Origin of the sequence: Micromonospora sp. DT68 (genome assembly GCF_049847245.1) — a bacterium.
GTDB lineage: Bacteria > Actinomycetota > Actinomycetes > Mycobacteriales > Micromonosporaceae > Micromonospora > Micromonospora profundi.
Genome location: NZ_JBNCNZ010000002.1, coordinates 456,608 through 480,381, shown reverse-complemented (window position 1 = coordinate 480,381; position 23,774 = coordinate 456,608). Strand labels below are relative to the sequence as shown.

The window sequence follows — 23,774 nt, the reverse complement described above, 5'->3', positions numbered from 1 at the left end:
ACGGGCCGACTGCCCGTCGACGGTCAGACCAACCTGGCGGACGCCGGGTATGCCGGTGGCCCGGGTCGATATCGACCCGGGCCACCGCTTTACGTTCGATCCGGTACGCCGACGGCTGGCCGGCCAATCCGGCAGAGCCGACGCGCTGTCGGCCGTCCGGCAGGGCCGACGGTCAGTCGGCCAGCTCGCGGGAGTCGGTGGTCTCGAAGACCACCAGCTCGGTGAGCTTCACGCGCAGCCGCTCCCGCAACTGGTCCGGGGCGGTCTCGTTGCCGCAGCACCGAGCCACCAGCGCCCGCACCTCCTGCTCCAGGCCGTACTCGCGCAGGCATGGCCCGCACTCGTCGAGGTGGTGCCGGATCAGCAGGCGTCGCTCGTCGGCGCATTCCAGATCCAGGTAGAGGTAGACCTCCGCGAGCACCTCACGGCAGTCCGTCTCGTGTGGCTTCCCACAGCTCACGTCACACCTCCCGGCCGGCAGCGGCGGCGGTCGAGCCCTTCGCGGACCGGGCCGAACTGAAGCCCCGCTCCGCGGCGTACTGCTCGAGCAGCTTGCGCAGATTACGACGGCCCCGGTGCAGACGCGACATCACTGTGCCGATCGGCGTGCCCATGATGTCGGCGACCTCCTTGTACGAGAAGCCCTCGACGTCGGTCAGGTAGACAGCCAGGCGGAACTCCTCCGGCAACTGCTGGAGGGCCTCCTTGACGTCGCTGTCCGGCAGCCGGTCCAGTGCCTCGGTCTCGGCTGAGCGCAGACCGCTGGACGTGTGCGACTCGGCCTCGGCGAGCTGCCAGTCGGTGATCTCCTCCGTGGGCGCCTGGATCGGTTGGCGCTGCCGCTTGCGGTAGGAGTTGATGTAGGTGTTGGTCAGGATCCGGTAGAGCCAGGCCTTCAGGTTGGTGCCCTGCTCGAACTGGTGGAAGGCCGCGTACGCCTTCAGGTATGTCTCCTGGACCAGGTCTTCGGCATCCGCCGGGTTGCGCGTCATGCGCAGCCCGGCGGCGTAGAGCTGATCGACGAAAGGCATCGCGTCCCGTTCGAACCGGGCCCTGCGCTCGTCCGTCTTCTCGGTGGTCAACCGCACATCCCCTCGCGTCGGATGCTTTCCCGCCGAGGATACGCGCACGGACGTGCCCACAGATTCACTTCCGGCTTGTGTGCCCGTACTCACCGCCCCCACACCGCCCGGCCCCACGGTCGCGGGCCAGGCCGGAGCATCCAGCAGCCGCTTGAGCTGCTTGGCGTCCCGCTCGTCCCGTTCCAGGCTTCGTGTCTCGGTCGGCACCGGTCACCCCCCTCGCAAAAGTCGTCCGGGGGTAGTAACGCGGAAGGGAAGCTGTCGCATTCCATCGTGCTCTCCCGTTCCTGGTCCCGGCCCCGGCGACGGCCGGCGCTGGGACCAGGAAGGGCCTGGGAGGACTGGCGTCGCCCGCTCGAACCGGGCCGGCGGCACCATCGAGAGCAACGAACCGCGCCCGGCACCGGAAACGGCCGACCCCGACCAGCCACGACGAGCCGACGCGCCACGAGCCGAGGCGTCACGGTTCGACGCCCAACGTACCGGCGCGCAACGGACCGGCGCGCCACGGAAGCGGCCGGCTCGGCGCCAGCGGGTCAGTCGGCCGTCCAGCCGTGGGCGCGCAGCCAGTCCCGCACGGCGGCAGCGGTGCCGGCAGGGTCCCGCCGCAGGTCGTGCGTCTCACCGGGCCGGGTCACCACCTGCACTACCGGCCCTGGCTCGGGCACCCCGAACGAATCCCGGTCGCCGTTGACCACAAGCGTCGGCAGCCCGGTGTCGAGTTCGGCAGCCCGGGAGCGTTCCGGCCGGCCGGGCGGGTGCAGCGGAAAAGCTAGCGCCAACACTCCAGCCGCATTCACCGCGCGAGCCGTGCGACAGGCCACCCGGGCACCGCTGGACCGACCGCCGACAAGCAGCGTCGGCACGTCGGCGTGACGGTCCCGCACCGCGGCGAGGACGACCGTCCACGCCTCGTCGAGGTGCCCGGCGGGGGCCGGCGCACGCCGGCCGGCGACCCGGTAGGGCTGGGTCACCCGGACCACCACCAGGCCGGCCGAGACCGCCGCGTCGCGCACCGCGAGCAGGTCGGGTGCGTCGACGCTGCCGCCCGCGCCGTGCCCGAGCACCAGCAGGCTGGTGGTCGGGCGGTCCGGCACGTCCGTGTCGATCCGCGCCGGACCGCGTGGGGTGTCGATCTCTTCGCTGGGCAGCACCGACCCATTCTGCGCCGTTCCGACCCGTCACCGGGATCGGAACGCGCCGGTGGTCAGCTCAGCGGCACCAGGGTGAGCAGGCGGTCCCGCACCGGCGGGCCGGCGTCGTCGAGGGCGTCCGGATCCGGCTCGACCTCGCCCCGCCAGGCGACAAGCATCGCCCGCCGTTCGCGGGGCGTGGTGGCACCCCACACCCCGTGGCAGTCACCCACCTCCAGCGCCCACGCCAGGCAGGATCCCTGCACATCGCAGCTGCGACAGAGTGCGACGGCGGCGTCCGCCGGCTCGTTGGGCGCCGGAAAGAACGTCTCCGGATCCACACTCTGGCATGTCCCTCTGGTGCGCCACGCGTCGTCTTGTCGTCGTTCCCGCAAGGCCCGCAGCAGTCGCGGATCCTGTCGCGCCGCGGCCACCTCGTGCGGGCGTGGCATACGCGCCCGTGTCATTCCACCCACCTCCCCCGTGGGACCGGCAAGATCGGTGGATGCCATCCGCCCCGTGCGAATACGACAGCCACTACCGGCGCTGTGTTGTATCGCACTTCTGGTGACCGGGACAAGTGGCTGCCGGGAACCTGACTGAAGAGATGGGCGACGAATCGATCGGAAACCTGGCAAATCGTCGCCTGACGATGTGTGCCGGCCTCAGAACAGAGTCAGCTCCTGGGGCGCCAGCGCCGACGCGACAGGCACCCGGGCGGTCAACCCGGGCCCGTCGTTGCGAACGTCACCCACCGCCGGCCCGACCGGACGGACCTCCAGCGCCCCCAGCTGCTCGGCAGACGGAGGGGTCAGCAGCTGCTCCGGCTCGTCGCCCGACGCCAGCCACGACGACCAACGCTCCGGCGACAGCAGCAGCGGCATCCGGTCATGCACCTCGGCCAACTCGCCGAGCGCCGCGGTGGTCAACACGCTGAAGGTGAGCCGGGAATCAGCCCCGGACTCCCACATCGACCAGATGCCAGCCAGGGCGAGCACCGAGCCGTCGGCGGGGGTCATGTAATACGCCTGCCGCCCGCCCTCCGGCAGGCGTACCCACTCGTACCAGCCGTCGGCCGGGACCAGGCAGCGGCGGCGGGCGAACGCGCGGGCGTACGCCCGGCTGCTGGCCACCGTCTCGGACCGTGCGTTGATCATGCGGGCCGCGCCGGCCGCGGACCGGGACCAGTGCGGCAGAAAACCCCAACGGCCCACGCAGAGACTGCGGTGCCCTTCCGGGGTCATCCGGACCAGCGGCACCGGATCGGTGGGGGCGACATTGTGATCGGGCTGGACCCGGCCCTCGGTGTCGTCGGACGACTCGAACAGCGCGCTCAGCTCACCGGCGCCACGGGTCGTCGCGTACCTGCCGCACATGCGCCAACGCTAGCCTGTCGATGGCCCGCCGGCTGTCCCGCCAACCGGGAGTACGACCGCTGGTCGGTGCCGACGGCCGGTTGACACGGCAGAATGTAACCGTGGGGAATCTGACCGCCACCCGGCCACCGCAGCCGTGGAGCGCACCGACCGCATCCGACCCGGTGGCGGCCACGCTGCGCCTGCCCGGTTCCAAGTCGCTCACCGCGCGGGCCCTGGTGCTCAGCGCGCTGGCCGCCGGCCCGTCGACGCTGGCCGGGCCGTTGCGTGCCCGGGACACCGAGTTGATGGCGGCCGGCCTGCGTGCCATGGGCACGTACGTGTCGATGAGCGACGACGAACGCTGGCTGGTCCGGCCGCACCCGCTGAGCGGGCCGGCACACGTCGACGTGGGGCTGGCCGGCACTGTGATGCGGTTCGTGCCGCCGGTGGCGGGGCTGGCCGACGGGCAGGTCACCTTCGACGGCGACCCGCACGCCCGGACCCGGCCGCTCGGTCCACTCATCGAGGCGCTGCGCTCGCTGGGAGTCCGGATCGACGTCACCGGCACGGGCAGCCTGCCGCTCACCGTGCAGGGCTCCGGTGGGGTCACCGGCGGCGAGGTGGTGATCGACGCGTCCGCGTCCAGCCAGTTGGTCTCCGGTCTGCTGCTGGCCGCCCCCCGCTTCGACAGTGGCCTCGTGGTGCGCCACGTCGGCCCGCCGGTGCCCTCCGCGCCGCACCTGCGGATGACGGTGCAGATGCTGCGGGCCGCCGGCGCGGCCGTCGACGACACCACACCCGACGTGTGGACCGTCGAGCCCGGCCCCCTCACCGGGCGCGGCTGGGAGATCGAGCCGGACCTCTCCGGTGCGGTGCCGTTCTTCGCCGCGGCCCTCGTCACCGGCGGTGAGGTCACCCTCCAGGGCTGGCCGCACAACAGCGCGCAGCCGATCGAGCAACTCCGTTCGCTGCTGCACCAGATGGGTGGCGAGGTAAGCCTCTCCACCGATGGGCTGACCGTCCGGGGCACCGGCGTGGTGCACGGCCTGACCGCCGACCTGTCCGACGTCAGCGAGCTGACCCCCGTGCTCACCGCGCTGGCCATGCTTGCCGACTCGCCGTCGGTCTTCACAGGGGTCGGGCACATCCGCGGCCACGAGACCGACCGCCTCGCAGCCCTGGCACAGGAGTTCGCCGCGCTCGGGGCAGACATCACCGAGGCGCCGGACGGGTTGTCGATCCGGCCCCGGCCGCTGCGCGGTGGCACCTTCCGCACCTACCACGACCACCGGATGGCGCACGCCGCCGCGGTGGCCGGTCTCGCCGTGCCGGGCATCGAGGTCGACGACGTCGGGTGTACCTCCAAGACCATGCCGGAGTTCCCGGCACTATGGTCAGCGATGGTGACCGGCAAGAACTGAGGCGAGAAGAGGACAGGTCCTGGCGACCAGACGGCGGGAGTACGACGAGGACGACGTACGGGTCCGGCCCGGAAAGTCGTCGCGTCCGCGTACGCGCACCCGCCCCCAACACGCTGACGCTGTGGACGGCTTCGTCATCGCCGTCGACAGGGGTCGCTACACCTGCGTGCTTGCCGGTGCCGAGCGCGGCGTGGCCGGTGCCGAGCTGCCCACGATCACCGCGATGAGAGCCCGTGAGCTGGGCCGTAAGTCGGTGGTCGTGGGCGACCGGGTAAGCCTTGTCGGGGACACTTCCGGCACCGAGGGCGCTCTCGCCCGCATCGTCCGGATCGCCGACCGCCGGTCGGTGCTGCGCCGCACCGCCGACGACGACGAGAGCACCGCCGAGGGTCGGCTGGAACGGGTGGTGGTCGCCAACGCCGACCAGTTGGTGATCGTCAGCGCGTTGGCCGACCCGCCGCCGCGTACCGGGTTCATCGACCGCTGCCTGGTGGCCGCCTACGACGCGGACGTCGAGCCGCTGCTCTGCCTCACCAAGGCCGATCTGGCCGGTCCGGAGGAGGTGCTGGGCTACTACGCCGAACTGGAGCTGCCGTACGTGCTCAACCGCCCCGACGCCGACCTGGCGGCGCTGCGCGCGCTCCTCGGCGGCCGGGTGTCGGTGCTGGTCGGGCACTCCGGGGTGGGCAAGTCGACGCTCGTCAACCGGCTCGTCCCGGACGCCGATCGCGCCGTGGGCGTGGTCAGCGCGATCGGCCGCGGCCGGCACACCTCGACGAGCGCTGTGGCGCTGCGGCTGCCCCCGGTGCCCGGCGTGGACACCGACCCGGGCTGGATCATCGACACCCCCGGCATCCGCAGCTTCGGTTTGGCGCACGTCTCCGCCGACAGCCTGCTGCACGGCTTCCCCGACCTGGTCGAGGGCACCGTCGACTGCCCGCCGAACTGCCCCCACAGCACCGACGAGGCCGAGTGCGGGCTGGACGCCTGGGTGGCCGCCGGCAAGGCCGACGCGCGCCGGCTGGCGTCGTACCGCCGGCTGCTCGCCTCCCGCGCCGGTGAGGGCGACTCGCGGGGCGACGCCGACCAGCGCGGGCCCGGCGAGGGCGACCGGCGCGGGCCGGACGAGTGAGCCGCCGGGCATCGGTTAGGTTGCCGGCATGACCGGGTACGCCGACGACCTCGCCCTCGCCCACCTGCTAGCCGACCGGGCCGACGCCGTCGCCACGGCCCGGTTCCGGGCGCTCGACCTCCGTGTGGAGGCCAAGCCGGACCTCACGCCGGTGTCCGACGCGGACACCGCAGTGGAGCGGGAGATCCGCGCCCTGCTGGCCGAGCACCGGCCGGGCGACGGGCTGCTCGGCGAGGAGTACGGCGCGAAGCCGGACACCGACCCCGGCGGCCGCCGGTGGATCGTCGACCCGATCGACGGCACCAAGAACTTCGTCCGTGGCGTGCCCGTGTGGGCCACCCTGATCGCGCTCTACGACGGCGACCAGCCTGCGGTCGGCGTGGTGTCCGCACCGGCGCTGGGCAGGCGCTGGTGGGCCAGCGCGGGCGCGGGCGCGTACGCCGGACCGGGCCCCGCCGCCGGCGAGCGGATCACCGTCTCGGCGGTCGGCCGGATCGACGACGCCAGCTTCTGCTACTCGTCGCTGACCGGGTGGGAACGCGCCGGTCGGCTCGACGCGATGCTCGACGTGATGCGGGCCAGTTGGCGCAGCCGGGCGTACGGAGACTTCTACGGCTACATGCTGCTGGCCGAAGGGGCACTTGACGTGATGGTCGAGCCAGAGTTGTCACTGTGGGACGTGGCGGCCCTGGTGCCGATCATCACCGAGGCGGGTGGCACGGTCACGGATCTGGCGGGTCGACCGGCCCCGGCGGGCGCGCCGGGCACCGAGAGCAGCGTGGTGGCTACCAATGGGTTGCTGCACACCGACATCCTCACTCGACTGGATCGGCCAGCCGAGCGCTGACCCTCGGCAACCTCTATCCTCGCCAGGTGGTCACTTCCGGCTGGTGCTTTCTCGCGGCGATGATCGTCGCGTACGGCTTCGCCAACCTTCTCCAGTCGGTGGCCGCGGCCCGCACAACGGTCCACCACACATTCGATCCGGGCCTGCTGCTGCGCCTCGCCGGGCACCGGACGTACCTGGTCGGGTTGGGCTGCCAGATCGGCGGTTTCGTGCTCGCGTTCCTGGCCCGGCGGGACCTGCCGCTGTTCCTGGTGCAGGCGAGCGTGGCCGCCGGGCTCGGCGTGACCGCCATCCTCGGGGTGCTGGTGCTGAAGTGGCGCCTGCCGCTGGCGGAGGTGGTCCTGCTGGCTCTGCTCTTCGCGGGGATCACCGCGCTGGTGCTGTCGGCCCGACCGGCGCCGTCACGCCAGCTCGGCACCGCCGGCTCCGTCGCGCTGACCGCAGCGCTCGGCGTCATCGCGGTGCTCGGCTTCTTCGCCGTCCGGTTGCACGGCGCTCCCGGCTCGGTGGCTCTCGGCTCACTGGCCGGGCTGGCGTTCTCGTCGGCCGCCGTCGCGGCCCGGCCACTGGCGTCCGCGCCGTCGGCCGCGGGGTTCCTCGCCGACCCGCTGCTCTACCTGCTGATCGCGCACTCGATCGTCGGCCAACTGCTGCTCGGCCTGGCCATGCAGCGCGGCTCGACCACCGCCGCGGTCGCCGCGATGGACGCCGCCGGTGCGGTGCCGGCGGCGATCGTCGGACTGCTGCTGCTCAACGACAAGATCTGGCCGGGCCGGGAATGGTTGGCGGCGGTCGGATTCCTGGTCACCCTGGCCTCGGTGATCGGCCTTACCCGGTACGCCGAACCGCAGCAGCAGCGGTCCGTGCCGCAACGGGGCGGCCGGGCCATGGTCGGCATCGGCCGGCCCGTCTGAGCCGACGCCGACCCTCCTACCCGCCTGGCTTCACGCCTCCACGGGCTTGCGGCGGCTCACCACCCGCTCGTAGAGGCGCTCCAGCGCTCCGGCGGTGCGTTCCCAGGTGTAGCTGCTGCGGACCCGGTCCACTGCGGCGTGCCCGTACGCGAACCGGCCGGCGTTGTCGGTGAGCAGCCGGCGCAGGGACACGCCGAGCGTACGCACGTCACCGGGCGGCACCAGGCGGCCGGTGACCTCGTCGACCACGGCATCGGCAAGGCCGCCCATCGCGTAGCCGACAACCGGTACGCCGCAGGCCATCGCCTCCAGCGAGACACGTCCGGCCGAGGAGTACCGCGGCGTGCAGGCCACCACGTCCGCCGACCGGTACCAGGTGGCCATCTGGTCGTGCGGCACCGCCCCGACCAGACGTACCTGGTCGGCCAGCCCGGCCCGCTCGGCCAGCTCGCTCAGCCGGCGCGCCTCCGCGTGGTTGGCCAGTTGACTCGCCGGCGGTCCACCGGCGATCACCAGCTCGGCGTCGCCGACCAGGCGCATCGCCCGGATCAGGTCGTCCTGGCCGTGACCCGCGGCGAGCCCACCGACGGAGAGGATCCGGGGCCGCTGCTCGCGCGGCGCGGCCTCACCGTCGGGGTGGAACAGCTCGGTGTCCACTCCCGCCGGCACCATCGCCACCGAGCTGCGTTGCAGGCCCATCCGGGTCAGCTCGTCCACCTCGTCGTTGCTCTGGGCGACAGCGATGTCCACCGCGCGGGTCAGCGCCCGCTCCAGCGGAATCCGCTGCCCCGGCCCGTCGTAGTGGCCGCCCAGGTGTCGCAGTTGCTCCACACCAAGTGAGTGGAAGGTCTGCACCACCGGGATGTCGGTCTCGCGGACGGCGTGCGCGGCGGCCAGGCCGCCGATCCAGTAGTGCCCGTGCACCACCTCGGGCCGCCAGGCGCCGCCCCACTCGTCGGCCAGCCAGCGCCCGAACTCCGTCACGTGCGGAATCAGCTCGGCGGTGGCCAGCCGAGTGGGCGGGCCGGTGGGCACCCGGTGCACACGGTAGCCGTCGACGTCCGCCGTGACCGGCAGCTCCGGATCGTCGCGGCGTTCGTAGATCCGGACATCGTGGCCGCGAGCGGCCAGCTCTGCGGCGACCCTCGCGATGTGCTGCTGGGTACCGACCGGCGGGCCGTCGGCGTGCCGGTACGAACTGCTGTGCGCGCAGACGAGGCCGACGCGCATGGGTCACCTCCCTGCGATCTTCTCCTCGGCGGTCCGGTCAGAGCGTCCCATTAACCTGGGGGCGGGGAGCCGAAACCTGGCAGATCGGGAAACACCCCACGTCAACTGCGCCGGCACCTGCGCCACGGCAGTCCCAACAGTCCGCCACGGCGCAGAGAAAACGGCGCCGCGATGATCGTCGGGTGCTCGGTGGAATGAGCCGGGGCAGCCCGGGGTACCGCTCAGAAATGCCGCTGACCCGCAGCCTCGACGATTCGACAATCGTGATCACCGGCGCGTCCAGCGGGATCGGCGCCGCCACCGCATACGCGCTGGCCCGCCGGGGCGCCGCCGTCGTGGTGGCCGCCCGCAGTGAGCCCGCGCTACGACAGGTGGCGCAGCGCTGTCGGGAGCTGGGAGGTCGGGCGTTGGCGGTGCCTACCGACGTGACCGATCTGGAGTCGGTGCTGATGCTCGCCGATCGGGCCGTTGACGAGTTCGGCCACCTCGACGCCTGGGTGAACAACGCCGCCGTGAGCGCTGTGGGCCTGTTCGACGAGATCCCGGTCGCCGAGTTCCGCCGGGTACTGGAGGTCGACCTGCTCGGCGCTGTGCACGGCATCAAGGCCGCCCTGCCGTATCTCAGCGCTGCCGGCGGCGGGGTGCTCGTCAACAACGCGTCGGTGCTCGCCGAGGTGGCGATGCCGTACCAGTCGGCGTACAACACGGCCAAGCACGGCATCCGTGGGCTGGCCGACACCCTCCGACAGGAGCTGCGGGTAACCGGCCGGAGTCAGATATCCGTCTGCACAGTGCTGCCGGCCACCATCGACACCCCGTTCTTCCGGCACGCGGCAAACCACAGCGGCCGCGAGTTGCTGCCACCCCCACCGGTCTACCCGCCGGAGGTGGTCGCCGAGACCATCGTGCGGTTGCTGCGCCGGCCGCGCCGCGAGGCGTACGCCGGCGGTGCCGCCCGGTTGGTGGGCCTCCAGTGGCGGCTCGCGCCGGCACTTGTGGAGCGCACCCTCGGCTGGTACGCCCAGCGCACCCAGTTCGGCCCGGCTGCGCGGCTGGACACCAGCGGCAACGTGTTCCAGCCCGACGGGCAGGCGAGCCGCGACGGTGGTTGGCACGGTCGGCGGCGGCACCTGGTGCGGATGACCGCCGCCTTCGGCCTGGCGGCGGCCGGCACCGCAGTCGGCACGTTGGCGGCGAAGAGCCGCCGATCCCGGTCAGGTCGCTGATGACGGGCATCGACAGGCCGGACACGCCGTACCTCGGCGTGCCGAGCGGCGGCGCGACGCCCGCCGGCACGCGCTGCCTCGTGGAGGTCGACGATTCGTCTGCGGTGGTGCGGTTGAGCGGCGTGCTCGACCCGGCCGCCGCCGACACGGTCCGCGACGCGCTGCTCGCGCGGCTCTGTGACCGGCCGGGCCCGATCGTCGCCGACGTGACCGGGTTGCGGGTCGACGAACCTCCAGGGTGGGGTGTCTTCGCCCAGGTCCGCCGGGAGGTCGCCGACTGGCCCGCAGCGGACCTGCTGCTCTGCGACCCGGCGGTCTCCGCGCCAGGTAGCGCCGACACCACGTTCGCCGGTGTCCCGGCCTGGCCCACCCTGGACGGCGCGCTGGCCGCGCTCGCCGCTACGCCACTGGCGGCGGTGCTGACCGTCGACCTGCCTCCCACCGTGGAGGCCGCCCGGCAGGCTCGCGAGTTGGTCGCCACCGGCTGCCGGAACTGGGGCATGCCGACGTTGACCGAGCCGGCCCAGATCGCGGTCACCGAGATGGTCAACAATGTGGTGGTGCACGCCCGGACGGCGATGAACGTCCGGGTTGCGCCGTACGACAACACACTGCAACTGTCGGTCCGTGACCACTCCCCGCGCTGGCCGACGTTCGCCGGGGTGTCCCCGCCGACGCGCGCGGGCGGTCGGGGCCTCCTGTTGATCGACACGATGGCCCGTCGCTGGGGCACCAGCGTGGTGCCGGACGGCAAGGTCATCTGGTGCGTGCTGCACCCGGACGACGAGGCCACGGCGCTCGGCTGACGACGGTTCCGCCCTCGCTGGCCGGTTCACTCCCGCATGACCGGCCGTGCTCCGGTTACGGCGGGAGGGCAGCGGGTAGTGATCAGACATGCGCGACAACGAGTACCCGACCCCCGTGTCCGACACCGAGGCGGAGGGGCTGCCCGACACCGCCGACGACGACTCGACCGCCAACGACGACGTCCTCACCGGGCGCGAGGCGGACGGCCCGGAGCCGGCCCAGCTTCCCGGCGACCGGACCCCGGTGGCGGTGGACCGCTTCGGGACCACCGCCGACGAGCAGCTCGACGGCGAGTCGCTGGACTACAAGCTCCAGCGGGAGAGCTTCGAGCGCCCGGTGGACGACCCGCTGGCCGGCCCGGTCGACCCGAAGATCGCCCTTGAGGCGGACAACGAGGCGGCCGCCGCGGAAGCCCAACTGGACGCCGACGTGATGGACCCGGGCCCCACCTCGGACCCGAAATCGCCGGTCTCCCTCTACGACCACGGCCAGCTCGGCACTGTCGCCGACGCCACTGTGGGTCGGCTGGTGCAACCGGACGAGGGGGCGCACACCGGCCAGGAGACCGACTCCGTGGCGTACGACGCCGGGTCGGCCGGTGGCGGGGCGACAGCCGAGGAGCTGGCCATCCACGAGACCGAACCGCCGCGTTCGGTCTGAGCGGGCTCAGCCGTCCAGGCCCCGCTCGATGGCGTAGCGGGTCAGCTCGACCCGGTTGTGCAGTTGCAGCTTGCCCAGCGTGTTCTGCACGTGGTTCTGGACGGTGCGGTGGGACAGGCCGAGCCGCTGCGCGATCTGCTTGTACGACATCCCCTTGGCCACCAGGCGCAGCACCTCGGTCTCCCGGTCGGTGAGCCGGGGTGCGCCGGGGTCCGCGTCTCCGGCCGGCCCGGCCCCCGGCCCCGGCCCGGTCGCCAGCCTGCGGTACTCCCCCAGGACCAGCCCGGCCAGGCCGGGTGTGAAGACCGGATCACCGGCGGCGGTACGGCGCACCGCGTCGAGGAACTCGGCGGGTGCCGTCGACTTCACCAGGTAGCCGGTGGCGCCCGCCTTGACCGCGTCGAGCACTGACTGCTCCTCGCCGCTGGCGCTGAGCATCAGGACCCGCACCTGAGGGAGCGCGGCGCGCAGCCCGAGGACCACCTCGACACCGGAGATGTCCGGTAGTTGCAGGTCGAGGACGACGACGTCGGGCCGGGCGGCGGCGGCCACCCGGATCGCCTGCCGTCCCTCGCCGCTGGTGGCCACCACAAGGAACCCGGCCTCGGTGAGATCGCGGGCCACGCCCTCCCGCCACATCGGATGGTCGTCGACGACCATCACCCGCAGGGCGCTCACCGTCCGGCCCTCGGCACTGTCAGCTCGATCTCGGTGCCAGCCTCGGGGGCCGAGATGATCCTCACCGTCCCGCCGAGGTCGGCCACCCGGCCCTGGATCGACTGGCTCACTCCGAGCCGCCCCTGCGCGGCGGCCTCGTCCAGTCGGCCGTCCGGGATGCCAGGCCCCTCGTCACGGATCGACACTGTCACTGTCTCCCCCTCGTCCTCGACAAGCACCCAGGCCCGCCCACCGGCGTGGCGTCCCACGTTGTCCAGGGCCGCGCCCGTCGCCGCGGCGACCTCCCGGGCCACCTGCCGGGGCAGGGGTACCGGGGTCGCGGGCGCGGACAGCGACACCGCCGTGGAGGCGTACCGGCCGAGCAGAGCACGAAGGTCGACCGCGTCCGTGTCGGGCCCGTCCGGCCCGACGGTACCGACCGGGGCGCTGCCGGCGATAAGCGCCCGTAGCGCGGCTTCCTGCTCGCCGGCCAGCCGGGCAAGCTCACCGGCCTCGCCGGGCAGGTCCGCGCCACGCCGCTGCACCAGCGCCAGCACCTGGAGCACCGAGTCGTGGATGCCCCGGGCCAGCCGTTCCCGCTCCCGGGTGGCCGCCTCCAACTCCACGGCGCGTTGCAGGCGCTCCTCGGCGTCGGCGGCGAGGCGCGCCACGTGCCCGACCACCAGGCCGGCGAGCAGCATGAGGATCACCCCGGTGAACGAGGACTGGCCGATCCGCTCACGGGTGGCCAGGTCCGCGCCGGCGACGAGCAGCGCAGCCACGGTGCCCCGCCGCCGGCCACCGGAGACGGCCCAGGCCAGCACCGGGCCGGCCATCCAGGCAACCCCAAGGGTGGGTACGCCGTTGGCGAGCGCCTCCCGCCCGACGGCCCACGGGGTGGACAGCACGACGGCCATGACCACCACGAGGTCGGCCAGCAGCAGCGGCCAGCGGCGCCAGCCCGGTCGGGCGTACGCGACGCTTGTCGCCGCGGTCCAGGCGATCATCACCAGGATCAGGGCACCGACCGCGATCGGGTGGGCGTACCTGTCGGCGTCGCGCACCGCGAGCGCGCAGACGTACGCCAGGGAGGCCAGCCGGAACACCGTGAGCGCCCGCCAGAGCGGCACCTCGAATCCACGCGGCGGCGACGGCATGGCGGTCAGGATGCCACAGCCGCGCCGACGCCGCGAAAGGCAGAGAGTGCGGGCCGAGAAACCCTGACGTACGGTTGAAAAGCCGCGAAACACACCGGTGTCCGCCGTCGGAACGGGGCCATGATGAACGCAGATCCGCACGCACCGCGTACGGTTGTGCCCATCGACCCAGCCCTCCTGATCGCCGAGGCCTTCGACAAGGCCCAGGTGACCGAGATTCGACACTCGGTCGCCTCCTGCGCGCATGCCTCCGGCCTCGGAGGCCAACGGCTGGACGACTTCGTGCTCGCGGTCAACGAGTTGATCACCAACGCGGTGCGGCACGGCGGCGGGCGCGGGTGGCTGCGACTCTGGCAGGAGCCGGGAGTGTTGGTCTGCGAGGTCGCCGACCACGGACGCGGCATCAGCCCGCAACGGCTGGGCGACCGCCGCCGGCCGGCCCCGGACACCGCCGGCGGCTGGGGTCTGTGGCTGGCCCGGGAGCTGACCGACGCCATGGAGATCGCCACCAGCGGCGCCGGGACCACGGTACGCATCACCGCCGGCCTCACCGCCTCCGACCACACCCCGCGCTGACCTCGGGCCTCCCACGGCCAGCGAGGCCAGCGGCGGGCAGTGGCAACCGCTTGCGGCCGGATCAGGCGAAGAGGGCGGAGACCGACTCCCCGTTGTGGATCCGGCGCATCGCCTCGGCCAGGGCGGGAGCCACCGACAGGACCTGGAGTTCGGGGACCCGCTTGGCGGCCGGGATGGGAACGGTGTTCGTGCAGACGATCTCCAGGACGCCGTCCTGGTCGCTGAGCCGCCGCAACGCGTCAGCGGAGAAGAGACCGTGCGTGCAGGCCAGCCGGATCGAACGCACCTTCAGGCCGCGCAGGTGCTCCATCAACTCGATGACGGTGCTGCCCTTGGCGATCTCGTCGTCCAGCACGATGACGTCACGGTCGGCCACCTCGCCGATCACCGCGCTGATCTTCACAAGGTCGTCGCTGAACCGCTGCTTCGCCCCGGCCGCGACCGGCGTGCCGAGCAGCCGGGCGAAAGCCGCCGCCTCCTTGGCGTTGCCGAGGTCCGGCGAGACCACCACCGTGTTGCTGAGGTCGTAGCGCCGGAAGTGGGTGGCCAACTCCCGCAGCGCGTGGAGATGGTCCACGGGGACGCTGAAGAAGCCGTGCACCTGCGGCGAGTGCAGGGTCATCGCGAGCACCCGGTCCGCGCCGGCCGAGGTGAGCAGGTCGGCGACGAGCCGGGCACCGATGGAGATCCGTGGCGCGTCCTTCTTGTCCGAGCGGGCGTACGCGTAGTGCGGCAGCACCACTGTGATCCGGCCGGCGGACGCGCCCCGGGCGGCGTCGATCATCAGCAGCAGCTCGACCAGGTTCTCCTGCACCGGAGGCACCAGCGGTTGGATCAGGAAGACGTCACGCTCGCGGCAGTTGGCCTGCAACTGCACTTCCAGGCAGTCGTTTGCGAACCGGGAGACGCGCACCGGATGCAGCGGCACCCCCAGGTGAGCGCAGATCTCGGCGGCGAGGTCGGGATGGGCGGTTCCACTGAAAACGGCGATGTCACGCACGTTCGCACATCGTAGGCGACGCGTAGGCCCACGTGACGCCGGTCGCACCGTGCCACCGCTTTGGGTACGGTGCTGCGGTGACCCCCGAGTACGTCGCCGCCATCGACCAGGGCACCACCTCCTCGCGGTGCATCGTCTTCGACTCCGCCGGGGAGATCGTCGCCGTGGCCCAGCGCGAGCACCGGCAGATCTTCCCCCGGCCGGGCTGGGTGGAGCACGACGCCGAGGAGATCTGGGACAACGTCCAGCAGGTGGTCTCCGAGGCGCTGCGGTCCGCCGGCACGGACGCGGCAGGGCTGGCCGCCGTGGGCATCACCAACCAGCGGGAGACGACACTGGTCTGGGACCGGGCCACCGGCCGTCCGGTGGCCAACGCCATCGTCTGGCAGGACACCCGCACCGGGCCGCTGCTGCGCGAGCTGGCCTCGGCGTACGGCGAGGAGCGGTTCCGGTCCCGCACCGGCCTGCCGCTTGCCACCTACTTCGCCGGCCCCAAGTTGCGCTGGCTGCTCGACGAGGTCGACGGCCTGCGCGAACGCGCCGAGCGCGGCGAGGTGCTGTTCGGCACCATGGACAGCTGGCTGATCTGGAAACTGACAGGCGAGCACGTCACCGACGTGACGAACGCCAGCCGGACCATGCTCATGGACCTCACGACGCTCGACTGGGACCCGGAACTGCTGGACGCCATGGGCGTGCCTGCGGCGATGCTCCCGGAGATCCGCTGCTCCTCCGAGGTGTACGGCACGGCCACCGGCGTACTCGCCGGGGTGCCGGTGGCGAGCGCGCTGGGCGACCAGCAGGCCGCGCTGTTCGGTCAGACGTGCTTCCAGCCGGGCGAGGCGAAGTGCACCTACGGCACCGGCAGCTTCCTGCTGCTCAACACCGGGGCCACACCTGTTCCGTCGACGCACGGCCTGCTCACCACCGTCGCCTACCAGATCAAGGGCCAACCGCCGGCGTACGCCCTCGAAGGCGCCATCGCCGTCACCGGGTCGCTCGTGCAGTGGCTGCGTGACAACCTCGGCCTGATCTCCACAGCCGCCGAGGTGGAGGAGTTGGCCCGCACCGTGGACGACAACGGCGGCTGCTACGTGGTGCCGGCGTTCTCCGGGCTCTTCGCACCGCACTGGCGCAGCGACGCCCGCGGTGTGATCGCCGGCCTGACCGGCTACATCACGAAGGGGCACCTGGCGCGGGCGGTGCTTGAGGCGTCGGCGTGGCAGACCCGCGAGGTGGTCGACGCGATGGACGCCGACTCCGACGTGGCCCTGCGCCGGCTCAGGGTGGACGGCGGCATGACCGCGAACGCCCTGCTCATGCAGTTCCTCGCCGATGTGCTCGACGTCCCGGTGATCCGGTCCCGGATCACCGAGACCACCTGCCTGGGCGCGGCGTACGCGGCCGGCCTGGCGGTCGGCTTCTGGCCCGACCTGGCCACGTTGCGCGCGCAGTGGCGCTCCGACGCGCAGTGGGAGTCGACCATGGCGGCGGAGCTACGCGACAGGGAGCTGCACAACTGGCGCAAGGCGGTGCAGCGCACCCTCGACTGGGTGGAGTGACGCAGGCCCGCTGCCGGACGCCCGACCGTCCCGGCCAGGCACCTACGTGCGCAGCACGGTGGTGACCCGGCGGATCGCTGGCGCCGGCTCAGCTCCAGCGGTTGCCGGTGAGCTTCTCGTACACCTCGACGTAGCGGGCGCGGGTCGCCTCGACGACCTCGGCGGGCACGTCCGGTGCCGGCGCCTGCTTGTTCCATCCGCTGCCGGTGGCCCAGTCCCGCACGTACTGCTTGTCGTAGGAGAACTGCACCCGGCCCGGCTGGTACGACTCGGCGGGCCAGAAGCGCGACGAGTCGGAGGTGAGCAACTCGTCGGCGAGGACAAGTGTGCCGTCCGGCGCCCAGCCCAGCTCGATCTTGGTGTCGGCGATCAGAATGCCCCGGTCGGCGGCCAGTTCGGCACCGCGCCGGTAGACGTCGATGGTGATCTGCCGCAGCCGCTCGGCGGTGGCCTGGCCCACCTTGTCCACCACGTCGTCGAACGTGATCGGCTCGTCGTGCTCGCCCATCGGCGCCTTGGTCGACGGCGTGAAGATCGGCTCGGGCAGGATCGACGCCTCACCGAGCCCCCGAGGCAGCGGCACACCGGAGACCGAACCGGTGCGCTCGTACTCCCGTAGGCCGCCGCCGGTGAGGTAACCCCGGGCGACGCACTCGACCGGGACCATGTCCAGCCGCTGGCAGCGGATGGCCCGGCCGGCGAACTCGGCCGGCACGTCGGTGGCGGAGATGACGTGGTTCGGCACGAGGTCGGCGAGCTGCTCGAACCACCAGAGCGAGAGCGCGGTGAGTAGTCGACCCTTGTCCGGGATCGGCGTCGGCAACGCCACGTCGTAGATCGAGATGCGGTCCGAGGCGACCAGGATCAGGTCGTCGCCGTCGGCGTAGACGTCCCGGACCTTGCCCGAGTGCAGAAGTTCCACGCGCCCTAGTACACCACGCGGCAGCGGCGATCCGGCTTCGGCCACCCGCGCGGGGGCCGACCACCAGGGATGACCGGATGGACGTTGACACCCTTGTGCGCCGCCTGCGTGAATGGTCCGACCCCGCCCGCAGGTGCCAGGAGACCCCGTGCCCGTTGTTCGACAGCCGATCGACCGCCTCCGCGCGGACCCGGGCCGGCGCCGTCTGCTCAGCGCGCTGCTCGGCGCTCCCCTGCTGGTCACCGGCGGGCTGGCCGGGTGCACCGACGAATCCACCACGTCGGCCGAGGACGGGCCTGTCGAGCTGTCGGTCTTCTGGTGGGGCGGGCAGAAGCGGGCCGAGTTGACCGAGAAGGCTCTGCGGCTCTACTCGGAGCGCAACCCCCGGGTCACCTTCCGCGTCACCTGGCAGGGCGCCGACGGCTACTACGACCGGCTGGCCACGCAGGCCGCCGGCGGCAACATTCCGGATCTGATCCAGGTCGACGACGCCGTGCTTGCCGAGTACGCCGAGCGCGAGATCGTTCTCGACCTCACCGACAGCGTCGCCGACCGCCGGCTGGACCTGGGCGGTCTGCCGGACGGTCTCGTCCGCTCCGGCACCGTGGACGGCCGGACGATGGGGGTGGCCGCCGGGCAGACCCTCGGGGCCGTGGTCTTCAACCGTGACCTGCTGCGCGAGCTGCGGGTGCCCGAGCCGCGCGGTGGAATGTCCTGGGCGGACTACATCGCCTGGGCCACAGGGGTCACCGAGGCCAGTGACGGCCAGGTGGCCGGTACGGTCGACGCGTCCGGTGACTACCGCGCCCTCTGGTTGTGGCTGCGCTCGCAGGGCGGCGAGTTCTATCGGGGACGCCAGATGGGCTTCGGCGCCGACGAGCTGATCGCCTGGTTCGAACTGTGGCAGCGGGCACGGTCCACGAGGGCCACGCCGGGCGCGGCCCTCGTGGAGCAGTCCGACAGCGGAGAGCCTGCCCGGCAGCTGGTGGTCACCGGGTTGACCGCCGCGTCCTTCGCCTGGTCCCACCAGCTACCGGACCTGCAACGGCTCACCGATGCGGAGCTGGGAGTGGTGGGCATCCCCGGCCCCCCGGGCTCGCAGTGGGCGAGGGCGTCGATGTACTGGTCCGCGTTCCGCGGCACCCGCCACCCGGACACCGTCATCGACGTGATCAATTTCCTGACCACGAACGGCGAGGCCGGCACGGTTCTCGGCCACGAACGCGGCCTCAACGCCAGTATCCCCGTGCGCCGGTACACCGAGGGCAGCATCACCGACCCGGCTCAGCAGCGCGCCGCCGCGTTCGGCGCCAGCATCGCCGACCAGCTCGGGCCGGCGCCCGCGCCGCCGCCGATGGGCCACGCGAAGGTGCGGTCGCTGCTTGTCACCGCCGCGGAGAGCATCCGCGGCGGGCGGGCCGGCACGCGCGCGGCCACCTCACGCTTCCTCTCCCTGGCCAACGCCGCACTGGCGGCGTGACCGCCGGGCGGCTGCGCAGCCGCCCGGCGTCGAGCTGACGGGGTCAGCGCGGCGGGCCGCCACGGCGACCGCGCATCAGGCGCAGCAGCAGGAACACGATGATCGCCACCACCACGAGGCAGCAGAGCAGGCCGATGAAGCCGAAGCCGCCTCGGGACCGCCGCCGAGCGGCCTCCACCACCATCTCGCCGGTGCCTGTGGACGCCCAGGCCGCGACGGGCACGAACACCGTCAGCACGACCGTACCGAGGACCGCGCCGAGCCGGCCCCACCACCTACCGAAGGAAGACATGCGCCCATCCTCGCCGAAGGGTGCAACTTCGGCACGCAGGTCCACGCCGAATGCCGGGACCGGATCGGCCACACGCGATGGCCCCGCAACGTCCCGGCAAAGAAGATGATCACTATATGAATCACGGAGGTGATCGAATTCGATCAACGTTCAACTCTGGAGGATCTGTGCGGCTCTCTCTCACCCGAAGATCTGCGGCAGCAGCGGTCGGCGTCACCCTCGTCGCCGCTCTGGTCACCCCCACTGCGGCCCACAGCGCCCCCGCGCCCCCGCCGACGACGCCACCGGCCACGACCGGCACCGCACAGGGTGCTCCCGTCACGGTCACGCTGATCACCGGCGACAAGGTGACGATGACCCCGGGACGCGACGGGACGCCGCCCACCGTGGACGTGGCACGCGCGCCGGGTGCCACCGGCTCCGTACGCGTCGCCACCGAGGACGGGGACACCTACGTGTACCCCGACGAGGCACTGCCCTACCTCGCCACCGGACAGCTCGACAAGCAGCTCTTCGACGTCACCGACCTCGTCGCCCAGGGCTTCGACGACGCACGGAGCAGCACGCTGCCTCTGATCGTCACCCGCGGGTCGGGTGCGACCAACCGCCGGGCCAGCAATGCGCTGCCAGGAGCGGAGACCACACTGGAGCTGCCCTCCGTCCGTGGCGAGGCCATCCGGGCCCGCCGGGCGCAGGCCGCCGACTTCTGGTCGGCCCTCACCGGCGACACACAATCGGTCGGTACGTCGTCGACCGGCCGGTCCGCCGGCACCGCGACGCCCTCCTTCGCGACCGGCGTGGAGAAGGTGTGGCTCGACGGCAGGGCGGAGGCTGCTCTCGCCGACACGACAGCGCAGGTGAGTGCCCCCGCGGCGTGGGCGGCAGGTGGTACCGGCAAGGGCGTCCGGGTGGCCGTCCTGGACACCGGAGTGGACACGACCCACCCGGACCTCGCCAACCGCGTGGTGGCGTCCCGCAGCTTCATCCCGGGCGAGGACATCATCGACCGCAACGGGCACGGCACCCACACCGCCTCCACCGTCGCCGGAACGGGCGCCGCCTCCGGCGGCAGGGAGCGGGGAGTCGCCCCCGATGCCGACCTGGTGATCGGCAAGGTCCTCGACAGCAACGGAGGCGGGACGATCTCCGGGATCATCGCGGGGATGGAGTGGGCGGCGCGTACCGAACGCGCCAAGGTGATCAACATGAGTCTGGGGGTCAGCGCCTGGCACACCCAGGACGACCCGCTGAGCCAGTCCCTCAACCAGTTGACCGCCGAGACGGGTGCGCTCTTCGTCGTCTCCGCGGGTAACAGCGGACCCGACCCGTACACCATCGGGGCGCCGGGGACCGCGGACGCCGCGCTCACCATCGGCGCGGTCGACGGCTCGGACCGGGTGGCCGACTTCTCCAGCGCCGGCCCCCGCATGATCGACGAGGCGTTGAAGCCCGACATGACCGCACCCGGCGTGGACGTGCTGGCGGCGCGCTCGCAGCACCTCCCCTGGGGCGAAGGCTTCTACCGGACGGACAGCGGCACCTCGATGGCGGCGCCCCACGTCGCCGGGGCCGCCGCCCTGCTGGCCCAGAAACACCCCACGTGGAGCCCGCAGCAGATCAAGGACGCCCTGATGGGCACCAGCGTGCGTACGACCGGCTACGACGCCTACCGGGCCGGCAGCGGCAGGCTGAACGTGGCCGCCGCCTATCACCAGGACCAGATCATCGCGTCCGGTTCGGTGGACGCCGGCCTCGTCGCGTCGTCGACCGGCACGCCGCCGCAGCGCATCAGCCGGAAGATCACCTACATCAACACCACTGACACCCCCATCACGTTGGACCTGTCGGTCGATCGTGGTGACTCCCCGGCGACGACGTTCACGGCGGGCACCGGCCAGGTCACGGTTGCGGCCCGGGCGACCTCGACTGTCGACGTCGTGGTGGACCCGACAGGGCTCACCGCCGGCCGGTACTCCGCCCAGGTCGTGGCCCGCCACGCGGGCGGTGAGGTGCACACGGCCGTCGGTGTCGCAGTGGAGTCCGGAAAGCACGACCTCACCATCCACCTGAAGGACCGCGCCGGCCGACCCATGAGCGGCGAGGTCGAGATCGTCAGCGCCGACGGTGGTTCCACATTCATGTGGGTACGCGACGGCACGCTCACCAGCCGCTGGGCGCCCGGCTCCTACACCGTCGTCGCCGCCGCCGACGTGGAGGGTCTGCACGGCGCCCACTCCCTCGGGCTCGCGATGCTCACCGCCCCCGAGGTGGACCTGACGACCAACCGGGTCGTCGTGCTCGACGCCGCCAAGGCTCGACAGATCAAGGTGGCGACACCTCAGCCGACCGCCGTCACCAACAGCCGCATCGACGTCTACCGCTCGTTCACGTCCGAGGAGCCGACGCCCGGCGACACGGGCGCGCTGCGGGAGACGCTCTGGCCCGGCACCGTCTACGACAGCCTGTGGGCCCTGCCGACAAAGGGCAAGGTCAGGAAGGGCAGCTTCGTCCTCACCACCCGGATCCGGGCCGAGCAGACGCCACTGGAGATCGTCCACAACGGCCGCCGCGTCGGTGACCCCCTCGTGCAGCCCGGGTCCCGAGCGATGCCCGACGGCACGTCGCGCCTGGACGCCGTCTTCGCCGGCACCGGCACGACTGCCGACTACGCCGGCCTGTCCGCCCGTGGCAAGGCAGTGGTCGTACGCGACAGCGACGCCGTGAACCCCACCGACCAGGTGGCGACGGCGTTCGCCGCCGGTGCCGCGCTGCTCCTTGTGGTGAACGACGGCCAGGGCCGCAGCAGCGGATGGTACGGAAACCCCGACGGCACGACGACCGGGGCGCTCCCGGTCGCCACGCTGGTCCGGGGCGGGGGCGAGGCCCTGATCCAGAAGATCACCGACGCCGGCCGGAAGGGCGTACGGCTCACCGTCACCGCCCACCCCTCGCCGGCCTACCTGTACGACCTTGTCGACTACCACAGAGGCGGGGTGCCGAACGATCCCTCGGCCAAGACAGGTCGCGGTGACCTCGCGCGGATCGACACCGAGTTCGCCCCGCCGCCGGGCCAGCTCTCCGCCGAGATGCGCGTCGACTTCCCGCCGTACGAGTGGGCTGCGGCCCGCCCGTTCCCGTTCCGGCAGGTAGCCCCGGGTCCGCGTACCGACTGGGTGTCCGCTGGCGCGGGCATCAGGTGGAAGCAGTACGTCGACGTGCTCAACTGGGCGCGGTCGAACACCGACGAGATCGCCTACCGGCCGGGCAGTGTCCAGAAGGACAGGTGGTTCGGCCCCATCACGCGGCCACGCCTGCTGACCTACGACATCCCGTTCCGTGGCGAGGGTGGGATCAGCGCCTACATCCAGGCGTTCGGCGATGCGGGTGCCGCACACAGCGGCGGTGCCAGCATGCGGCAACGGGTTTCGCTCTACCAGGGCGACAGGCAGGTGAGTCAGCTCGAAGGCTGGCCGGAGTTCTACGCCGGCGACCTGTCACCGCAGAAGCTGCCGTACCGGCTTGTCGTCGAGACGGAGGGCAACCCCGCCTTCAGCCCGTACTCCACCACCACGCGCACCGACTGGACCTTCCTCTCGGGCGCCGCCGACGGCGTACAGGCGATCCCGCTCGTGCAGTTGGACTACGGGACGGACCTGGACCTGGCGGGCCGCGCGACGCGCAGGACCGACCTCGCCATCACGCCGGTCGTGGTCGGCAGCACCGCCGCGAAGGACGGAGTGTCCTCGCTCGGCCTGGAGGTCTCCTACGACGACGGCCGCACCTGGCAGCGGCAGGCCCTGAAGGAGCGCAGTGGCACCTGGAAGGCGACGCTGAACGCGCCGCACCGTTCGGCCTTCGTTTCCATCCGCGTCACCGCCACACAGCGCAACGGCGGCGGCGTCACCCAGACCGTCATGCGGGCCTTCGGCCTCAGGTGACACCCGTGGAGGGGCCGGTGGGCACCGGCCCCTCCACGGGCTGACGGAAGACCACGCGGGAACGAGAAAGCCCGCCTCCGGCGAACCGGAAACGGGCTTTCTCTTTCGTAGCGGGGACAGGATTTGAACCTGCGACCTCTGGGTTATGAGCCCAGCGAGCTACCGAGCTGCTCCACCCCGCGTCGACTGGTTAACCCTAACCCATCCCTTTTTGACGATGATCGGCGGGGTCCTGCCCGGACTCCGGATCTCCGGAATGTCGAAAGCCCGCCTCCGGCGATCCGGAGACGGGCTTTCTTTCTCGTAGCGGGGACAGGATTTGAACCTGCGACCTCTGGGTTATGAGCCCAGCGAGCTACCGAGCTGCTCCACCCCGCGTC

Annotated in this window: 21 protein-coding genes, 2 tRNA genes and 1 pseudogene; 11 read left to right on the top strand and 13 right to left on the bottom strand. The window is 72.1% G+C overall.

From position 1 onward, the window contains the following. Window positions 1-172 precede the first annotated feature (172 nt). From rsrA to ACPXB1_RS05410, 5 genes are all read right to left on the bottom strand, one after another. A complete protein-coding gene (rsrA, locus tag ACPXB1_RS05430) occupies window positions 173-460 on the bottom strand; it encodes a mycothiol system anti-sigma-R factor (protein WP_053660297.1) in 288 nt (95 codons plus the stop codon). Between the two features lies 1 nt (window position 461). Further along, window positions 462-1,289 (bottom strand): sigma-70 family RNA polymerase sigma factor, encoded by an 828-nt coding sequence (locus tag ACPXB1_RS05425; RefSeq protein WP_355591016.1) that lies wholly within the window; start codon window positions 1,287-1,289, stop codon window positions 462-464. 329 nt (window positions 1,290-1,618) lie between these two features. Continuing rightward, window positions 1,619-2,236, bottom strand: a complete 618-nt coding sequence (locus tag ACPXB1_RS05420; RefSeq protein WP_425734863.1) for an alpha/beta family hydrolase — start codon at window positions 2,234-2,236, stop codon at window positions 1,619-1,621. Window positions 2,237-2,289: 53 nt separating this feature from the next. After that, window positions 2,290-2,682 carry a WhiB family transcriptional regulator gene (locus tag ACPXB1_RS05415; protein ID WP_053660304.1) on the bottom strand — a complete coding sequence of 131 codons (393 nt, stop codon included), beginning with the start codon at window positions 2,680-2,682 and terminating at the stop codon, window positions 2,290-2,292. Between the two features lie 198 nt (window positions 2,683-2,880). Further along, on the bottom strand, window positions 2,881-3,591 hold the full coding sequence (locus ACPXB1_RS05410; RefSeq protein WP_355591010.1) for an SOS response-associated peptidase: 711 nt from the start codon (window positions 3,589-3,591) through the stop codon (window positions 2,881-2,883). A 101-nt stretch (window positions 3,592-3,692) separates the two neighbouring features. Between ACPXB1_RS05410 and aroA the strand changes: the two genes are divergently transcribed. The 4 genes and pseudogenes from aroA to ACPXB1_RS05390 all read left to right on the top strand — a co-directional run bounded on the left by aroA (window position 3,693) and on the right by ACPXB1_RS05390 (window position 7,960). Next, complete coding sequence (gene aroA / locus ACPXB1_RS05405; RefSeq protein WP_355591008.1) at window positions 3,693-4,994, top strand: 3-phosphoshikimate 1-carboxyvinyltransferase; 1,302 nt, start codon at window positions 3,693-3,695, stop codon at window positions 4,992-4,994. Between the two features lie 121 nt (window positions 4,995-5,115). Then, window positions 5,116-6,126, top strand: coding sequence for a ribosome small subunit-dependent GTPase A (rsgA, locus tag ACPXB1_RS05400; protein ID WP_355591005.1), 1,011 nt, complete (start codon window positions 5,116-5,118; stop codon window positions 6,124-6,126). Between the two features lie 28 nt (window positions 6,127-6,154). Next, a complete protein-coding gene (hisN, locus tag ACPXB1_RS05395; RefSeq protein ID WP_355591002.1) occupies window positions 6,155-6,973 on the top strand; it encodes a histidinol-phosphatase in 819 nt (272 codons plus the stop codon). Between the two features lie 59 nt (window positions 6,974-7,032). Further along, window positions 7,033-7,960 (top strand): annotated as a pseudogene (locus ACPXB1_RS05390) (hypothetical protein). Here the strand turns inward: ACPXB1_RS05390 and ACPXB1_RS05385 are convergent. Beyond that, window positions 7,918-9,117, bottom strand: coding sequence for a glycosyltransferase (locus tag ACPXB1_RS05385; RefSeq protein WP_355590997.1), 1,200 nt, complete (start codon window positions 9,115-9,117; stop codon window positions 7,918-7,920). The pseudogene ACPXB1_RS05390 and the gene ACPXB1_RS05385 overlap by 43 nt on opposite strands. A 227-nt stretch (window positions 9,118-9,344) precedes the next feature. Here ACPXB1_RS05385 and ACPXB1_RS05380 point away from each other — a divergent pair, with 227 nt between their 5' ends. The 3 genes from ACPXB1_RS05380 (at window position 9,345) to ACPXB1_RS05370 (ending at window position 11,810) form a co-directional block, all read left to right on the top strand. Beyond that, the gene (locus ACPXB1_RS05380) at window positions 9,345-10,343 is read left to right on the top strand and encodes an SDR family oxidoreductase (protein WP_355590994.1); all 999 of its coding nucleotides are present in this window, start codon (window positions 9,345-9,347) and stop codon (window positions 10,341-10,343) included. Beyond that, a complete protein-coding gene (locus ACPXB1_RS05375) occupies window positions 10,343-11,149 on the top strand; it encodes an ATP-binding protein (protein WP_355632278.1) in 807 nt (268 codons plus the stop codon). The genes ACPXB1_RS05380 and ACPXB1_RS05375 overlap by 1 nt, the downstream gene beginning before the upstream one ends. Before the next feature lie 88 nt (window positions 11,150-11,237). Next, complete coding sequence (locus ACPXB1_RS05370) at window positions 11,238-11,810, top strand: DUF5709 domain-containing protein (RefSeq protein ID WP_355590988.1); 573 nt, start codon at window positions 11,238-11,240, stop codon at window positions 11,808-11,810. A gap of 6 nt (window positions 11,811-11,816) precedes the next feature. On the opposite strand, the gene ACPXB1_RS05365 is transcribed toward ACPXB1_RS05370, so the two are convergent. Beyond that, the gene (locus tag ACPXB1_RS05365) at window positions 11,817-12,470 is read right to left on the bottom strand and encodes a response regulator transcription factor (protein ID WP_355591408.1); all 654 of its coding nucleotides are present in this window, start codon (window positions 12,468-12,470) and stop codon (window positions 11,817-11,819) included. A gap of 14 nt (window positions 12,471-12,484) precedes the next feature. Beyond that, window positions 12,485-13,624, bottom strand: a complete 1,140-nt coding sequence (macS, locus tag ACPXB1_RS05360; protein ID WP_425734862.1) for a MacS family sensor histidine kinase — start codon at window positions 13,622-13,624, stop codon at window positions 12,485-12,487. A gap of 120 nt (window positions 13,625-13,744) precedes the next feature. Between macS and ACPXB1_RS05355 the strand changes: the two genes are divergently transcribed. Beyond that, window positions 13,745-14,200 carry an ATP-binding protein gene (locus tag ACPXB1_RS05355; protein WP_355590978.1) on the top strand — a complete coding sequence of 152 codons (456 nt, stop codon included), beginning with the start codon at window positions 13,745-13,747 and terminating at the stop codon, window positions 14,198-14,200. 61 nt (window positions 14,201-14,261) lie between these two features. Here the strand turns inward: ACPXB1_RS05355 and ACPXB1_RS05350 are convergent, their stop codons facing one another. After that, window positions 14,262-15,200: a ribose-phosphate diphosphokinase gene (locus ACPXB1_RS05350; protein ID WP_355590975.1), complete on the bottom strand. Its 939-nt coding sequence runs from the start codon at window positions 15,198-15,200 to the stop codon at window positions 14,262-14,264. A gap of 77 nt (window positions 15,201-15,277) precedes the next feature. Between ACPXB1_RS05350 and glpK the strand changes: the two genes are divergently transcribed. After that, window positions 15,278-16,762 (top strand): glycerol kinase GlpK, encoded by a 1,485-nt coding sequence (glpK, locus tag ACPXB1_RS05345; RefSeq protein ID WP_355632275.1) that lies wholly within the window; start codon window positions 15,278-15,280, stop codon window positions 16,760-16,762. 88 nt (window positions 16,763-16,850) lie between these two features. Here glpK and ACPXB1_RS05340 read toward each other — a convergent pair whose 3' ends face one another. Next, window positions 16,851-17,684, bottom strand: a complete 834-nt coding sequence (locus ACPXB1_RS05340) for a phosphoribosylaminoimidazolesuccinocarboxamide synthase (protein WP_425734861.1) — start codon at window positions 17,682-17,684, stop codon at window positions 16,851-16,853. Between the two features lie 148 nt (window positions 17,685-17,832). On the opposite strand from ACPXB1_RS05340, the gene ACPXB1_RS05335 reads away from it, so the two are divergent. After that, window positions 17,833-19,164, top strand: coding sequence for an ABC transporter substrate-binding protein (locus ACPXB1_RS05335; RefSeq protein ID WP_355590966.1), 1,332 nt, complete (start codon window positions 17,833-17,835; stop codon window positions 19,162-19,164). Window positions 19,165-19,207: 43 nt separating this feature from the next. Here ACPXB1_RS05335 and ACPXB1_RS05330 read toward each other — a convergent pair whose 3' ends face one another. Next, window positions 19,208-19,456 carry a hypothetical protein gene (locus tag ACPXB1_RS05330; RefSeq protein ID WP_355590963.1) on the bottom strand — a complete coding sequence of 83 codons (249 nt, stop codon included), beginning with the start codon at window positions 19,454-19,456 and terminating at the stop codon, window positions 19,208-19,210. Between the two features lie 167 nt (window positions 19,457-19,623). On the opposite strand from ACPXB1_RS05330, the gene ACPXB1_RS05325 reads away from it, so the two are divergent. Then, window positions 19,624-23,394, top strand: coding sequence for a S8 family serine peptidase (locus ACPXB1_RS05325; protein WP_355590960.1), 3,771 nt, complete (start codon window positions 19,624-19,626; stop codon window positions 23,392-23,394). A 108-nt stretch (window positions 23,395-23,502) separates the two neighbouring features. Here the strand turns inward: ACPXB1_RS05325 and ACPXB1_RS05320 are convergent. Next, a tRNA-Met gene (locus ACPXB1_RS05320) sits at window positions 23,503-23,576 on the bottom strand. A gap of 122 nt (window positions 23,577-23,698) precedes the next feature. Continuing rightward, window positions 23,699-23,772 (bottom strand) — tRNA-Met (locus ACPXB1_RS05315). Window positions 23,773-23,774 lie beyond the last annotated feature (2 nt).